At 68.5% G+C, this 14471-nt stretch carries 11 protein-coding genes and 2 pseudogenes; 6 read left to right on the top strand and 7 right to left on the bottom strand.

Features of this window, described 5'->3' with window-relative positions:
* Nucleotides 1-7 precede the first annotated feature (7 nt).
* The 5 genes and pseudogenes from H0X91_RS01760 (at nucleotide 8) to H0X91_RS01775 (ending at nucleotide 4626) form a co-directional block, all read left to right on the top strand.
* On the top strand, nucleotides 8-1216 hold the full coding sequence (locus tag H0X91_RS01760; protein WP_034204009.1) for an AAA family ATPase: 1209 nt from the start codon (nucleotides 8-10) through the stop codon (nucleotides 1214-1216).
* An 18-nt stretch (nucleotides 1217-1234) separates the two neighbouring features.
* Nucleotides 1235-2602: a CpaF family protein gene (locus H0X91_RS01765; RefSeq protein WP_006486287.1), complete on the top strand. Its 1368-nt coding sequence runs from the start codon at nucleotides 1235-1237 to the stop codon at nucleotides 2600-2602.
* 35 nt (nucleotides 2603-2637) lie between these two features.
* A pseudogene (locus H0X91_RS35405) lies at nucleotides 2638-2935 on the top strand (type II secretion system F family protein); the annotation flags it as partial.
* A gap of 92 nt (nucleotides 2936-3027) precedes the next feature.
* Nucleotides 3028-3615: pseudogene (locus H0X91_RS35410) on the top strand (type II secretion system F family protein); the annotation flags it as partial.
* Nucleotides 3616-3651: 36 nt separating this feature from the next.
* Nucleotides 3652-4626 carry a type II secretion system F family protein gene (locus H0X91_RS01775; protein ID WP_006486292.1) on the top strand — a complete coding sequence of 325 codons (975 nt, stop codon included), beginning with the start codon at nucleotides 3652-3654 and terminating at the stop codon, nucleotides 4624-4626.
* A gap of 279 nt (nucleotides 4627-4905) precedes the next feature.
* On the opposite strand, the gene H0X91_RS01780 is transcribed toward H0X91_RS01775, so the two are convergent.
* The 5 genes from H0X91_RS01780 to H0X91_RS01800 form a co-directional block, all read right to left on the bottom strand.
* Nucleotides 4906-5856 (bottom strand): SphA family protein, encoded by a 951-nt coding sequence (locus H0X91_RS01780; RefSeq protein WP_196432752.1) that lies wholly within the window; start codon nucleotides 5854-5856, stop codon nucleotides 4906-4908.
* A 36-nt stretch (nucleotides 5857-5892) separates the two neighbouring features.
* Entirely contained in the window at nucleotides 5893-6420 is a 528-nt protein-coding gene (locus H0X91_RS01785; protein WP_196432753.1) for a flavin reductase family protein, read from the bottom strand.
* A 5-nt stretch (nucleotides 6421-6425) separates the two neighbouring features.
* A complete protein-coding gene (locus H0X91_RS01790; RefSeq protein ID WP_196432754.1) occupies nucleotides 6426-7664 on the bottom strand; it encodes a styrene monooxygenase/indole monooxygenase family protein in 1239 nt (412 codons plus the stop codon).
* A gap of 67 nt (nucleotides 7665-7731) precedes the next feature.
* Nucleotides 7732-8520 carry an SDR family oxidoreductase gene (locus tag H0X91_RS01795; protein WP_006486288.1) on the bottom strand — a complete coding sequence of 263 codons (789 nt, stop codon included), beginning with the start codon at nucleotides 8518-8520 and terminating at the stop codon, nucleotides 7732-7734.
* A 40-nt stretch (nucleotides 8521-8560) separates the two neighbouring features.
* Entirely contained in the window at nucleotides 8561-9808 is a 1248-nt protein-coding gene (locus H0X91_RS01800; RefSeq protein WP_006498100.1) for a dienelactone hydrolase family protein, read from the bottom strand.
* A 350-nt stretch (nucleotides 9809-10158) separates the two neighbouring features.
* Between H0X91_RS01800 and H0X91_RS01805 the strand changes: the two genes are divergently transcribed.
* Complete coding sequence (locus H0X91_RS01805) at nucleotides 10159-11184, top strand: AraC family transcriptional regulator (protein WP_196432755.1); 1026 nt, start codon at nucleotides 10159-10161, stop codon at nucleotides 11182-11184.
* Nucleotides 11185-11309: 125 nt separating this feature from the next.
* Here the strand turns inward: H0X91_RS01805 and H0X91_RS01810 are convergent, their stop codons facing one another.
* Both H0X91_RS01810 and H0X91_RS01815 read right to left on the bottom strand, forming a co-directional pair.
* Nucleotides 11310-13802: a xanthine dehydrogenase family protein molybdopterin-binding subunit gene (locus tag H0X91_RS01810; protein WP_196432756.1), complete on the bottom strand. Its 2493-nt coding sequence runs from the start codon at nucleotides 13800-13802 to the stop codon at nucleotides 11310-11312.
* A 21-nt stretch (nucleotides 13803-13823) separates the two neighbouring features.
* A complete protein-coding gene (locus H0X91_RS01815; protein WP_006498103.1) occupies nucleotides 13824-14282 on the bottom strand; it encodes a (2Fe-2S)-binding protein in 459 nt (152 codons plus the stop codon).
* Between the last annotated feature and the right edge of the window lie 189 nt (nucleotides 14283-14471).

Below are 14471 nucleotides of genomic sequence, written 5' to 3' on the forward strand. Positions count from 1 at the left end.
ACACGACATGATCAACATCCTCGTAGCTTCCGACGATACCGCGCGGCTCACGCAGATCGCGCGTCTCGTGGCCGACTGCGGACGCTATCGCACGACCCGTGCGACCGGCCGCCCGTCGCAGATCGAGCATCGCACCGACGGGCTCGACGCGTTCGACATCCTGCTGGTCGACGGCACGTCGCTCGAGCCGTCCGAACTGCCGGCGATCGAGCGCATCTGCCGCGCGCACGCGGGCCTGACCTGCATCCTCGTGACGGCCGACGCGTCGCCGCACGTGCTGCTCGACGCGATGCGCGCCGGCGCACGCGACGTGCTGCAGTGGCCGCTCGACCCGCAGGCGCTCGGCCACGCGCTCGGACGGGCGGCCGCGCAAAGCACGCGGCGCGATACCGACGACACGCGGATCGTGTCGTTCATGTCGTGCAAGGGCGGGGCCGGCACGAGCTTCGCGGCCGGCAACGTCGCGTTCGAGATCGCCGAGGGCTTCAAGCGCCGCGTGCTGCTGATCGACGTGAACCAGCAGTTCGCAGACGCGGCGTTCCTCGTCAGCGACGAAACCCCGCCGTCGACGCTGCCGCAGCTGTGCGCGCAGATCGAGCGGCTCGACAGCGCGTTTCTCGACGCGAGCGTCGCGCACGTGACGGAAAACTTCCACGTGCTCGCGGGCGCCGGCGACCCGGTCAAGGCCGCCGAGATGCGCGAGGACGCGCTCGAGTGGATTCTCGGCGTCGCCGCGCCGCGCTACGACTTCGTGATCTTCGACGTCGGCGTCGGCATCAACCCGCTGTCGATGGTCGCGCTCGATCGCAGCGACCAGATCCAGATCGTGCTGCAGCCCGCGATGCCGCACGTGCGCGCCGGCCGCCGGCTGCTGGAGATCCTCGTGTCGCTCGGCTACTCGACCGACCAGCTGCGGCTGATCGTGAACCGCGCGACGCGCGCGAGCGAGCGGACCCGCACCGCGCTCGAGGAAGTGCTCGGCCTGCAGGCGGCCTGCACGATTCCCGACGACGCCGAGACCGTGCTCGAAGCGATCAACCAGGGCCATCCGGTGTCGCGGCTCGCGCGCGGCTCGGCGGTCGCGCGTGCGTTGCAGGGCTGCGCGAAGCAACTCGTCGACGGCGACGTGCGCGCGGGACGCAGCGCGACGCACAGCGAACCGTTGATGTCCCGGCTGTTCGGCCGCAAGGCCACGCCGAAGCTCAAGTCGATGTAATTCTTTCGGGGAATCATCATGTCATTGCGCGAACAGATGTCCTTGCACCGGGCCCAGCCGCTGGCGGCAGGCAACGAACCGGCCGGCCCGGCGCATTCGTCGGTGCGCGACGCATACCAGAAGCTGCGTCGCGAAATCCACCTGGCCGTGCTCGAGCGCGTCGAGCTCGAGCGCCTGTCGCGGCTGCACCAGGATCAGGTCCGCATGGAGATCGGCGCGCTGATCGCGCGCATCCTCGACGAGGAGCGCCTGCCGGCGAACGACATCGAGCGGCGCCAGCTCGCGATCGACGTGTACGACGAGATGTTCGGCTTCGGCCCGCTCGAGGCGCTGCTGCGCGACCCCGGCATTTCCGACATCCTTGTGAACACCTACCGGCAGGTTTACGTCGAGCGCTGCGGCCAGCTCGAACTGACCGACGTGACGTTCTACGACGACGCGCACCTGATGAAGGTGATCGAGAAGATCGTGTCGCGCGTCGGGCGCCGCATCGACGAATCGAGCCCGATGGTCGACGCGCGGCTGCCGGACGGTTCGCGCGTGAACGCGATCATCCCGCCGTCCGCGATCGACGGACCGCTGATGTCGATCCGGCGTTTCGCGGTCAATCCGCTGAAGATGGACGACCTGGTGCGCTTCCACAGCCTGACGCCCCCGATGGCCGAGCTGCTCGACGCGCTGTCGCGCGCGAAGGTGAACGTGCTGGTGTCGGGCGGCACCGGCAGCGGCAAGACGACGCTGCTCAACATCCTGTCCGGCTTCATTCCGCGCAACGAGCGGATCGTGACGATCGAGGACGCCGCCGAGCTTCAACTGCAGCAGCCGCACGTGCTGCGGCTTGAAACGCGCCCGCCGAACATCGAGGGCAAGGGCGAGATCACGCAGCGCACGCTGGTGCGCAACGCGCTGCGGATGCGCCCGGACCGGATCATCCTCGGCGAAGTGCGCGGCGCCGAAGCGCTCGACATGCTCAACGCGATGAACACCGGCCACGAAGGCTCGCTCGCGACGATTCACGCGAACACGCCGCGCGACGCGCTGACGCGGCTCGAGAACATGGTCAGCGTCTCCGGCCTCACGCTGCCGCCGAAGACGATGCGCCAGCAGATCGCGTCGGCGATCTCGGTGGTCGTGCAGGCGGCGCGGCTGACCGACGGCAAGCGCAAGATCATCAGCATCCAGGAGCTGACCGGAATGGAAGGCGACATCATCAACATGCAGGAGATCTTCACGTTCAAGCGAACCGGCGTGGACCGCGACGGCTCGGTGCGCGGCCACTTCTGCGCGACCGGCGTGCGGCCGAAGTTCGTCGAGCGGCTGCAGGCGTTCGGCATCAACCTGCCGGATTCGCTGTACGACCCGTCCGTGCGTTACGAGACGGATTGACGCCAGGGCGCCGTGTGCTGCCGGGGAGAGGCCTCATGAATGCGATCTTTTACGGTTTTGTGATTCTCACCTTCGTCGCGGTCGTGCTGTCGATCGAAGGCATCTATCAATGGTGGAACGCGCGGCACGGCACCGCCGCGCGCCGGATCGAATCGCGCATTCGTGCGATGTCGGCCGGCGGCAACGTCCAGCAGGAGCGGCTGTCGATCCTGAAGAAGCGGATGCTCGACGAGTCGAAGCCGTTCGACCGGCTGCTGCTGCGCCTGCCGCGCGTGCATACGCTCGATCTCGTGATCCAGCAGTCGGGCCTCGACTGGACGCTGCCGAAGCTGATCACGCTCAGCGCGACGTTCGCGGCGCTCACGTGGTTCGTGGCGAGTTTCATGCGGTTGCCGCAGCTCGCCGCGGTGCCGCTCGCGCTGTTCGCCGGCTGGCTGCCGATGCTGTACGTGCTGCGCTGCCGCGCCCGGCGGATGCGCAAGCTCGAGCGGCAATTGCCGGACATCTGCGACATGATCGCGCGCGCGCTGCGTTCCGGTCATTCGTTCACGAGCACGCTCGGGATGGTCGGCGACGAGTTTTCCGAACCGATGGGCGGCGAATTCCGCGTCACGTTCGACGAGGTCAACTACGGCGTGTCGTTGCACGACGCACTGATGAACCTCGCGACGCGCGTGCCGGTGCAGGATCTGCGCTACTTCGTGATCGCGGTGCTGATCCAGCGCGAGACGGGCGGCAACCTGGCCGAGTTGCTCGACAGCATCGCCGGGTTGATCCGCGAGCGCTTCAAGCTGTTCGACAAGGTGCGCGTGCTGTCGGCGGAAGGGCGGCTGTCCGCGTGGATTCTCGGGCTGCTGCCGTTCGGCACCGCGGCGGTGATGGCGCTGCTGAACCGCGAATTCCTGTCGGTGCTCTGGGAGGATCCGGCCGGGATCCGGATGGTCGGCACGATGCTGGTGTCGATGCTGTTCGGCCTGTTCTGGATCCGCCGTATCGTCCGCATTCGCGTCTGACGCGCGAGCCGAATAACGAACCGTTGCGAGGTTGTCATGCAAAACCTGAGCGTGGTCCAGGCCGTGATGCTGGGCGGCTTGTTCATCTTCGTGGCCGGCGGCGTGCTCGTCGCGATGCTGCTGTTCGCGCCGCGCAGCATCCAGCGCCGGATCGAGCAGGCGGGCGGCGCCGGGGCGGGCGCCATCGCCGGCCCCGGCGACGGCGACGACCTGGCGTCGCGCTGGGTCGCGAAGCTGGTCGAGTTGTCCACCCCGATCTCGAAGCTGTCGGTGCCGAAGGAGGGCTGGGAGAATTCGCCGCTGCGCATCCGGCTGATGAATGCCGGCTGGCGCAACCCGAGCGCGGCCGCGCTGTACTTCACCGCGAAGACGATGCTCGCGCTCGGCCTGCCGTGCGCGGCGCTGCTGGTGCTGATCACGACGTCGCTTGGCGACGAGCGCGCGCTGCTGTCGGTGATCCTCGTGGCGCTCGCCGGGATCGGCTACTACATCCCGAACGTCGTGCTGTCGCAGCGGGTCAAGGTGCGCCAGCAGAAGATCTTCGAGGATTTCCCGGACGCGCTCGACCTGCTGACGGTGTGCGTCGAAGCGGGGCTCGGGCTCGACGCGGCGCTGATGAAGGTGAGCGAGGAGCTGCGGTTTCGCAGCGAGGTGGTCGCGAGCGAACTCGACCTGCTGCTGCTCGAGATGCGCTCCGGCTTCACGAAGGAGACGGCGCTGCGCAATCTCGCGCTGCGCACCGGCGTGGAGGACATCGAGTCGTTCTGCGCGATGCTGATCCAGGCCGACCGGTTCGGCACGAGCATCAGCGAATCGCTGCGCGTGCTGTCCGACATGCTGCGCACGCGGCGCCGGATGCGCGCGGAGGAACGGGCGGCGAAGATCGCGCTGAAGCTGCTGTTCCCGCTGATCTTCTGCATCTTCCCCGCGCTGATGGTGGTGCTGCTCGGCCCGGCGATGATTCACGTCTATCGCGTGCTGCTGCCGACGTTCGTTGGCATCGCGCAGTGAGCGGCGCGCGGATGCGGCTTCGCGCGCATCGATAAAGGCTGGATGTGCCGGCCCCCGGGCCACCCGCTGGCCATCCGGCGGCCGGCACGGCAACAGGCTTCATGGAGGCTCCCTCCCCAGGCGGCGCCGCGAGACAGGTCGACCATAGCGGCGTCAATGCATCCTGGACCCATGGTCGGCCATGGAACAAGCCGTAGTCCACCGCCTTCACGGCTGCCCCCTACTGCTAACCCGTTGAAGCGGCGGCGCCCCGTAGCGGGGCAGCCGGCGCGCCGCGCGTCACTGGAAGTGATGCACGTAGCGCAGCACCATCCGCGTGCCCTGCGGCCGGTTGCGCGCATAGGTCTCGAAGTACGCGTTGAACAGCAGGTGATCGTGCGGCGAGAAGCTGACCATCGCCCCTGGCCCGATCGCGAATACTGCTTCGCGCGTGCCCGGCACGTCCTGCCCGTTGGCCTTCATGTCGGTGGTCTGGCGCAGCCAGTAGCCGTTGAGCCCCAGCCGCAGGCCGGGCCGCACTTCGTACTCGGTCGCGAAGTTCACGTGGAGCGCCTGGCCGGCCTGCGTCGACGTCACGTCCGGGCCGAGTGCCGTGGCCGGCTGATGGTTGGTCGCGTTCCACAGATAGTGCAGCCGCCACGACACGGTCCATTTCGGCGTGAGCCACAGCGTCGCCGCCCAGTACGGATCGAACGACCAGAAATGGCTGCCGGGATTGATCGCGCGCGACGGATCGTACGCGCCGGTCGGCACGATGAACTGGAATTCGACGCGCTGTGCGAAGCGCGGGCCCTGCGCGCCCATCACCGGGTCGAACTGGATGAACGGGCCGATCAGCAGATCGCCGAAGCCGGCGCGCGCATTCAGCGCGACGTTGCCGATGCCGTCGTCGGTGCGCGCGGACGCAATCCACGGCAGGATCACGTCGAGGCCCGGATGCATGCCCGCGAACGTCAGCGGCGACTGATAGACGAGCTGGCTCAATCCGGCGAACAGGTCGATGTCCTGCTTCGGCAACCCGACCTTGTTGCCCGCATTGTCGTTGACGCGGCCGGCCGTGTAGTACTGCAGATACTGCGTGCCGTACCAGCCGGCGCCGGCCGGCGGCATCCCGTCGAGGAAACTGGTCATGCCGAGGTTGACCGCGGGCAGGTCGGCCGCCCGCGCGGGGCCGGCGAGGCCGGCGATCGCGAAGCCTGAGGCGACGAGCAGGCGAGAGCCGATTTTCATGTTCACCACCTTCTGGTTATTAGTTTGTATGACTAATTAAAAGGAACGTAAAAGATCGGGATGATCGGTGATCGCGCGATACTGGCCGGCATGGAACACGAGCGGCGCCTTGCCGAATGCGTCGAACCGTTCGATCTCGCCGATGAAGAGCAGGTGGTCGCCGCCTGCGTAGTGGCCGACGTTGCGGCACACGAAGCGCGCGCTCGCGCCGGCGAGGCATGGCACGCCGCCGCTCTCCGATGCGACGTGCGGCACGCCGTCGAACTTGTCGGCGCTGGGCGTCGCGAAGCGCCGCGACAGGTCGATCTGGTCGTGCGCGAGGATGTTGATCGCGAAGTGCGTGGCCGCGACGAAATGCGGGCGGCTCGGCGCGACCTTGCGCAGGCTCCACAGCACGAGCGGCGGATCGAGCGACAGCGACGAGAACGAATTCGCGGTGAGGCCCACCTTGCGCCCGTCGGCCGCGCACGTGGTGATCACGGTGACGCCGGTCGGGAACTGCCCGAATGCGGCGCGCAACTGCATCGGGTCGAGGGCCGCGCGGTCGGTAACGGTCGTTTCCATGGCGGTTACTCCGCACGCACGCTGTGTTCGCGGATCAGCGCCGCGCAGGCCGACGGTTCGAACCACCACGGCGCGAACTGGCGCGGGTCGTCGAAGCCGTCGACGATCGTTTTCGCGAGCGACGGCGACTGGCCGGCCGCGCCGAGCAGTTCGAGGATGTGCGGCGGCGGCGGGGTGAGCAGCGAGTTGGTCCAGCGCACGACATGCTGCGCATAGGCCCAATAGCCTTCGAAGGTCTGCTGCATCCAGTCTTCGCCGAACGGCGCGGCGCCGCGCGCGACGATCGCGTCGAAATACGCGTTCGCGCATTTCGCGGCGTTGTTCGAGCCCTGGCCGGTGATCGGATCGTTCACCACCACCGCATCGGCCATCCCGAACACGGTGCGGCCCGACGGCAAGCGGAAGAACGGCTTGCGCACGGTCGGCGCGAAACGTCCGGCCAGCGTGCCGTTCGGATCGGTGAGTTCGACGTCGCGGCAGCGTTCGAATTCCCACGGCACGTACTGCTGCAGGAACGACAGGCTGCGGTCCAGATGCTGCTCGGGCGTCTTCACGTCGGCCCAGCAGTCGAGCGGGCCGCCCGGGATGCCTTCGAACACCATGATTTCGCACGGGCCCGTGATGGTCAGCGCGGGAAACACGAAGTACTCGCCGATGCCCGGCAGCAGGTTGAAGCGTACGCGCGAATACGGCTCGCTCGGCGTCATCCCTTTCACGTAGGTGAGGGCCAGCGCGCGCTGCGGGCGGTCGAACGGGCTGCGTGCGTCGTCGCGTCCGAGCAGGCCGACGATGTCGCCCTTGCCGGCCGCGAGCAGCACGAGGTCGTGGCTGCGCGCGAGTGCCTCGAGTTCGGGCACGCCGATGTCGGCGATGCGCACGTCCGCGCCGCGGCGGCGCACGCCGTCGAGCCAGTCGGCCATCTTCACGCGCTGGTCGACCGACTGCGCGTAGCGGGTGAGGCGCGACGACCAGTCGATCGCCTTGCGGCCGTGGCCGTCAGGGTGCGGCACCGCGATGCCGATGCCTTCGACGGCCGGGCACGCTTCCTCCCACGTATTCAGGCCGAGATCGCGCTCGATCTGCAACGACGTGTGGAACATGCACTGGCTCGACATGACCTTGCCCGTGCGAATCTGCTCCGCATCGCGGTTGGTCGCGAGCGTGACGTGGTAGCCCTGGTCGAGCAGGGCGAAGGCGAGTTGCAGGCCGGACTGGCCGGCGCCGATGATAGCGATGCGTCTCATGGGAATGTCCTCGGTTGGCCGCGTGACGGCCGGAATGGTTGCGGGAAGCAGCGGCGACGCGGCACGGTCACTCCGCGAGCCGCGGAATCGCCGGCACCGCCTGTTCGGGGCCCATCGCGGCATAGCCGCCGTCCACCGCGTAGTCGGCGCCCGTCACGAAGCTCGCCGCGTCGCTGCACAGGAACGTGACGACCTGCGCGACTTCCGACGGATCGCCGACGCGCCCGAGCAGGTGGAACGGCGCGGCGACGCGATCGGTCTTCGCGCGGTCGCCGCGCGTCATCTCGTCCATCACGCGCGACCAGGTCCAGCCCGGCGATACCGAGTTGACGCGGATGCGATCGGGCGCGAGATCCATCGCCATGCTGCGCGTGAGCTGGCGGATCGCGGCCTTCGAGGTCGGATACAGCCAGCGGCCGGTTTGCGCGCACTGCGCGGAGATCGAGCTGAAGTTCACGATCGCGCCGCCGCCGCGCCGGGCCATGTGCGGATGCACGGCCTTCGCGAGCATCGCGGCCGACACGACGTTGACGTCCATCGCGGCAAGCCAGTCGTTGCGGGTCGCGTGGATGCCGTTGTCGACATAGCTGCACGCGAGGTTGACGAGCACGTCGATCGCGCCGAACCGCTCGACGATCGCCGCGACCGCGCGCTCGATCGCACGGTCGTCGGTGATGTCGAGCGCGAGGAACAGCGCCCGTTCGCCGAGCGACGCGGCCACGCGTGCGCCGTTGTCCGCATCGAGATCGAGGATCGCGACGCATGCGCCGGCGCGGCTCAGGTCCTGCGCGACCGCGGCGCCGATCAGCGTGGCGCCGCCGGTGACGAGCGCGACTTTGCCAGCAAGGGCATTCATGGAGTGTCTCCGGGAATCGTGGGGGGAGGGAAAGGGCGCGTCAGTGCGTATCCGTCGATGGCGTGCTGTCGTGCCAGCGGCGCATCAGGCCGTTCGACGGGACGGTTTCGTCGAGCAGCTTGCGGGCCGTGTCGACGCCCGCCACCGGCAGGCCGGCCGGGTCGAGCAGGCCGATCTGCACGAGCACGCTCGCCTGGTCCCAGTAGATGTGCTCGTGATAGAGCTTGTCGCCGCGAAACTTGACGATCGCGACGAGCGGAATCTCGACGCGCTTGCCGGTCGGCGCGACGCCCGGCAGCATCCAGTCGATCTCGGTGGTGTGCGTGAAGCGGAACAGCAGCTCGTCGACGATCTGGCTCGCGCCGATCGTGCGCGAGATCGGCGTGATCGTCGTGTCGGGCGGGTTCGCATGCACGAAGTGATGCGTGTAGAAGCGCTTGAGCTCGTCGTGGCCGACGCCGCCCGTCAGCGTCGGAATATGGTTGACGTACGGCTCGGCGACCATCGTGGCCATCGTCGCGTCGACGTTGCGCGTGTCGAACTCGTGCTTCAGGTGCGTTTCCCACAGCGCGGACAGGTCGTAGCGCGGGCCGAGCGCGGCGCGGAACGCGGCGATCGCGCGCTGGTGGGCCATGACCGCGGCGGCCTTGTCGAAATGATCGCCGCCGGCGCGGGCGAATGCATGATCGACGCCGGGGTAGACGTAGACTTCGACGCCGTCGCGGCCCGCCAGCGCAGCCGCGATGCGCTGCTGCGCGTCGGGCGGGCAGAAGCGGTCCAGCTCCGCGATCTGCAGCACCAGCCGCCCGTGCAGGTGCGCGGCTTCGTCCAGCGCGTGCTCGATGCCCACGCCGTAGTAGCTGACCGCCGCGGCCACGTCCGGCAGCCGGCACGCGGCGAGATACGCGAGCTTGCCGCCGAGGCAGTAGCCGAGCACGCCGGCCTCGCCCGTGCATTCCGGCCGGCGGCGGAGCACGGCCAGCGCGGCGCCGATGTCCTCGACGCCCTTGTTTTCGTCGTATTCGCGGTAAAGGGCCATCGCGCGCTCGAAATCGGCCGCCGTATCATCGAGCTCGATGCCCGGGGCCTGGCGCCAGAACAGGTCCGGCACGAGCACCGTATAGCCTTCCTCGGCGTAATAGTCGGCCACGTCGCGCATCGTCGCGTTCGCGCCGAAGATCTCGTGACAGAGCACGATGCCCGGCCCGGTGCCGCCGGCCGGCGTGCTCAGGTACGCGCGGAACGCGCCGCCGTCCGGCGATGGAATCTCGATGTGACGTCCGTTCATGGGTCCCTCCATGCGGTTGGTTTCGGTGACGGCCCAGTATTGGCGGCCGAAATGGGCGTTTCTATCCGCTTTCTTCGGCCGGTATCCGCGAATTCCGGAAACCTGCGGCAGCGGCTGCCGCAGGCCGGCGGGCCGGGGCCGAGTGCGGGTATGTGCGGATGCGGAAGGCCCGCACAGTTTTCTACGATGCGCGAACGGTCCGCTTCTTGCGTGGCTTGCGCGGGACTTGCGTGTTTCGTCGGACGGACTGTCCGGATACTCCGGGCGCTGTCCGGATCGTGCGACGGATTCCCCGATAGCGGGAATGCATGCACGGCGCGCGTGCGATCGAGCACGACGGGAGAACTTCGATGGCGCAATTTTTCGAAACCGGCTGGCTGGCCGATGCCGCCTGTTTCAATCACGACACGCTGCTGCTGCAGTCGAACGACGTCGACGAGGTGCGCGCACGCGTGGCCGATGTGTTCAAGCCGCACCGGCTCACGCCGACCGGCGAATCGCGCGCGCTGCACAGCTGCATGCACCATGCGCGCTGGGGCAACCTGTCGTTGAACCTGCTCGATTACGGTGGCGGCGTCAGCATCGAGCCGGGGCCGCTCGAACATTTCTTCCTGCTGCAGATTCCGCTGCGCGGCGACGCCGAGATCGAATGCGGCGCGACGCGCTTCGTGTCGTCACCGGGCACCGCGTCACTGCTTTCGCCGACGCTGCCGTTGAAGATGCGCTGGGGCGACGCGTGCCCGCAGGTAATCCTGCGCATCGAGCGCGAAGTGATGGAGCGTCACGCGCAGCGGCATTTCGGCGACGACCGGCGTGCGAGCGTCGAATTCGAACCGGAATTCAGCCTGTCGTCGCCGCAGGGCGCCTGTCTCGCGCAACTACTGCCGGTGCTCGCCGGCGCGATCGCGACGGACGCGCATCCGTTGCGCCATCCGCTCGCGTTCGAGCAGCTCGAATCGACGCTGCTCAACCTGCTGCTGCACGGCCACCCGAACAGCGCACGCGACGGTGCGCGGCCTCGGCCGACTGCGCTCGCGCCGTTCTATGTGCGGCGCGTCGAGGAATACATTCGCGCGCATCTCGACGAGCCGCTGACGATCGAACGGCTCGCCGATCTCGCCGGCGTCAGCTCGAGCACGCTGTTCGCCGGCTTTCGCAATCGCCACGGGATCACGCCGATGGGCTTCGTGCGGCAGTTGCGGCTGCAACATGTCCGCGAGGAACTGCTGGCCGACGACACGCCGGGGCTCGCGTCGGTCACTGATATCGCGCTGAAATGGGGTTTCGCGCACCTCGGGCGCTTCGCGATCGAGTACAAGCGGGTGTTCGGCGAATCGCCGTCGGCGACGCTCAGGATGCGGCGCGTGCGGGGGTGAACGCGACGGCGGGCGCGCTGTCCCGCCGTGGCGAAGGGCGAAGGGCGAAGGGCGAAGGGCGAAGGGCAATGCGGCCGGCGGCCCGGCGGGGGCGCCGGGCGCGGCCGCTTGCCGGAACGTCTACGTCACACCGTGCCTTTCTTCAGATCCTCGATGCACGGAATTCCGGCGCGCCGTTTCGGCCGCAGGAATTTCGGCACCGCGGGCGCCTGGCCGACGCCCGCGTGGCTTTGATCGGCCTTGGGCTTCAACGCGGCCGGCTTGACCTTGTGCGGCAACCGGCAGCCGCCGGCCGGCAGGTCGCCGTACGGATCCTCGTCGGCCGCCGCCGCGGGGGCCGCCGGCATCGCGGGCGCGGCCGCCGCGACCAGCATCGGCGCGAACGGCAACGCATGCACCCGCTCGCCGGTCAGCACGAACGCCCCGTTGGCCACCGCCGGCGCGATCGGCGGCACGCCGGCGTCGCTCAGCCCGGTCGGCTGAGCGTCCGACGGAACGAAGAAGACATCCACCGGCGGCGCTTCCTGCATGCGTATCGGCGAATAGTCGGCGAACCCGGCGTTGCGGACCGCGCCATGGTCGACGTCGATCGCGAAGCCCGGCTTCGTCGTCGCGAGACCGAACAGCGCGCCGCCCTGGATCTGCGCTTCCGCACCGGTCGGGTTGACGATGCGCCCCGCATACACGCCGGCCGTCACGCGATGCACGCGCGGTTGTTGCGCTTCGATTGACACTTCCGTCACGTACGCGACGACCGAGCCGGCCGTTTCGTGCATCGCGACCCCCCACGCGTGCCCGGCCGGCAGCGTGCGGATGCCGTAGCCGGACTTGTCCACGGCCAGCGCGAGCGCCTGGCGATGCGCGGTGTGCTCGGGGCCGGCCAGCCGCGCCATCCGGTACGCGACCGGATCCTGCCGCGCCGAGTGCGCGAGCTCGTCGACCAGCGTTTCCATCACGAACGCCGTATGCGTGTTGCCGCCCGAGCGCCAGGTCTGGACCGGCACGTCGGCGTCGGTCTGATGGACCGATACCTGCATCGGGAAGCCGTACGGGCTGTTCGCGACGCCTTCGGTCAGGTTGGGATCGGTGCCGCGCTTGAGCATCGTCGTGCGCTCGAGCGGCGAGCCCTTCAGCACCGACTGGCCGACGACCACATGCTGCCAGTCGCGCACCGCGCCGCTGCCGTCCACGCCGATGTCGACGCGATGCAGCACCATCGGGCGGTAATAGCCGCCGCGCAGATCGTCCTCGCGCGTCCAGATCGTCTTGACCGGGCCGAGATGGCCGGCCGCGAGGTACGCGGCGGACACGTGGGCGGCTTCGACCACGTAGTCCGACGTCGGCGTCGAGCGCCGGCCATAGTCGCCGCCCGACGTCAGCGTGAAGATCTGGACTTTCTCCGGCGCGACGCCGAGCGCCTTCGCGACCGCCGCGCGGTCGCTCGTCTGCAGCGACGAGCCGCCCCAGATCTTGATCCCGCACGCACAGTTGGCGGGACCGACGTCCACCGTGCAACTGAGCGGCTCCATCGCCGCATGCGCGAGATACGGAAATTCGTAATCCTTCCGAATGCGCGTGGCCGCCGGCGGCGCGCTGCCCGCGTCGGCCGTGCGCACCACGGTGCCCGGCGTGCCGGCGAGCTGCTTGTACGCCTGCATCTGTTCGGATGACGTGACGGTCGAGCCGGCGTCCTTCCACGTGATCTTCAGCGCATCGCGGCCGAGCTTGGCCGGCCAGTAGCCGTTCGCGATCACGGCCACGCCGGTGCCGCCGCGATCGGTCGGAATCTCGACGACCTCGACCACGCCCTTGACGGCGCGGGCCGCGGCCGCGTCGTAGCTCGCGACCTTGCCGCCGAAGCGCGGCGGGCGCGCGACCACGGCCACCATCGTGTCCGGCAGACGCCAATCTATCCCGTACTTGAGCGTGCCGTCGAGCATCCCGCGCGCGTCGATGCGCGGCGTCGGCTTGCCGATGATGCGGAACTGGTCCGGCGACTTCAACGACACCCGCTGCGGTACCGGCATCGCCATCGCGGCCGGTGCGAGTTCGCCGTAGGTCGCGCGGTAGTTGCCGGACGTCACGACACCGTTCGCCGTCCGGCAGGTGGCGGGATCGACGTTCCAGCGCTGCGCGGCCGCGGCGACGAGCATCGCGCGAGTGGAGGCGCCGAGTTCGCGGTACTGCGCGAACGAGTGATTGACCGACGTCGAGCCGGCCGTCATCTGGATACCCGTCACCGGGTCCTTGTACGGCTCGCCCGCCGGCGCGAGCACGGTGCGCACGTTGCGCCAGTCGGCGTCGAGTTCGTCGGCCAGCGCCATCGGCAGCGCGGTGCTGACGCCCTGGCCGGACTCGGTGCGGTTGAGGGCAACGGTCACGGTGTTGTCCGGCGCGATGATCAGGAATGCTTGCGGTGGCGAAGGCTGAACGGTTCTGCCGGCTTCGGCCCGCGCCCGCGTCGGCGCGATGCCGAGCGCGAGGCAGCCGCTCGCCGCCATCGTCAGCTTCAGGAAGCCGCGCCGGCCGGGCATCGGAGCATCGGCTCCGGTGACGGAGGATGCATCGCGGTGGGGGACGTCGGCGCTTGCCGGACGCCCGAAAGTGCGAATACGCATGGTCAAAGTCTCCCGGCAGGCTCAGGCAAGCGCGCGAGCCGCATCGTGAATCGCGGCACGGATGCGCTGGTAAGTCGCGCAACGGCACAGGTTGCCGGCCATCGCGCGGTCGATGTCGGCGTCGGTCGGCGCCTTGTTGCCGCGTAGCAGGCCGGCCGCGCTCATCATCTGGCCGCTCTGGCAGTAGCCGCATTGCGCGACGTCGTGCCGGAGCCACGCGTCGAGGACGGCCTTGCCGACCGCATCGTCGGCGAGATGTTCGGACGTCGTGATGCGCGCATTCCCGACCGCCGACAGCGCCAGCGTGCAGCTTCGGGCCGGGCGGCCGTCGACATGCACGGTGCAGGCGCCGCAGTCGCCGGTGCCGCATCCGAACTTGGTGCCGGTCAACCCGAGGTTGTCGCGCAGCACCCAGAGCACCGGCGTCGACGGATCGGCGTCGATCTCGGCCGGCCGGTCGTTGATATTCAACGTCACCATCGTGAAGTTCTCCCTTGGACACCTCGTTATCGCCCGCGGACCAAAAAGACAATGCGGCGGATCTGAATCAATTAAAGCAGATCCGGTAAAAAGTCGGCATCCGGGAATTTGAGTTTTTTGCCTTTCTTAATAATTTGCGTGATTAATTTAATAAGAATCGCTTTCATCCGGAATGCAAAGTAGTTAATG

It is taken from the genome of Burkholderia sp. 9777_1386 (genome assembly GCF_015712265.1).
Lineage (GTDB): Bacteria > Pseudomonadota > Gammaproteobacteria > Burkholderiales > Burkholderiaceae > Burkholderia > Burkholderia cenocepacia.

Coding starts and splice junctions, on each gene's coding strand:
- H0X91_RS01760 (WP_034204009.1), top strand. CDS start 8: ATGATCAACATCCTCGTAGCTTCCGACGATACCGCGCGGCTCACGCAG.
- H0X91_RS01765 (WP_006486287.1), top strand. CDS start 1,235: ATGTCATTGCGCGAACAGATGTCCTTGCACCGGGCCCAGCCGCTGGCG.
- H0X91_RS01775 (WP_006486292.1), top strand. CDS start 3,652: ATGCAAAACCTGAGCGTGGTCCAGGCCGTGATGCTGGGCGGCTTGTTC.
- H0X91_RS01780 (WP_196432752.1), bottom strand. CDS start 5,856: ATGAAAATCGGCTCTCGCCTGCTCGTCGCCTCAGGCTTCGCGATCGCC.
- H0X91_RS01785 (WP_196432753.1), bottom strand. CDS start 6,420: ATGGAAACGACCGTTACCGACCGCGCGGCCCTCGACCCGATGCAGTTG.
- H0X91_RS01790 (WP_196432754.1), bottom strand. CDS start 7,664: ATGAGACGCATCGCTATCATCGGCGCCGGCCAGTCCGGCCTGCAACTC.
- H0X91_RS01795 (WP_006486288.1), bottom strand. CDS start 8,520: ATGAATGCCCTTGCTGGCAAAGTCGCGCTCGTCACCGGCGGCGCCACG.
- H0X91_RS01800 (WP_006498100.1), bottom strand. CDS start 9,808: ATGAACGGACGTCACATCGAGATTCCATCGCCGGACGGCGGCGCGTTC.
- H0X91_RS01805 (WP_196432755.1), top strand. CDS start 10,159: ATGGCGCAATTTTTCGAAACCGGCTGGCTGGCCGATGCCGCCTGTTTC.
- H0X91_RS01810 (WP_196432756.1), bottom strand. CDS start 13,802: ATGCGTATTCGCACTTTCGGGCGTCCGGCAAGCGCCGACGTCCCCCAC.
- H0X91_RS01815 (WP_006498103.1), bottom strand. CDS start 14,282: ATGGTGACGTTGAATATCAACGACCGGCCGGCCGAGATCGACGCCGAT.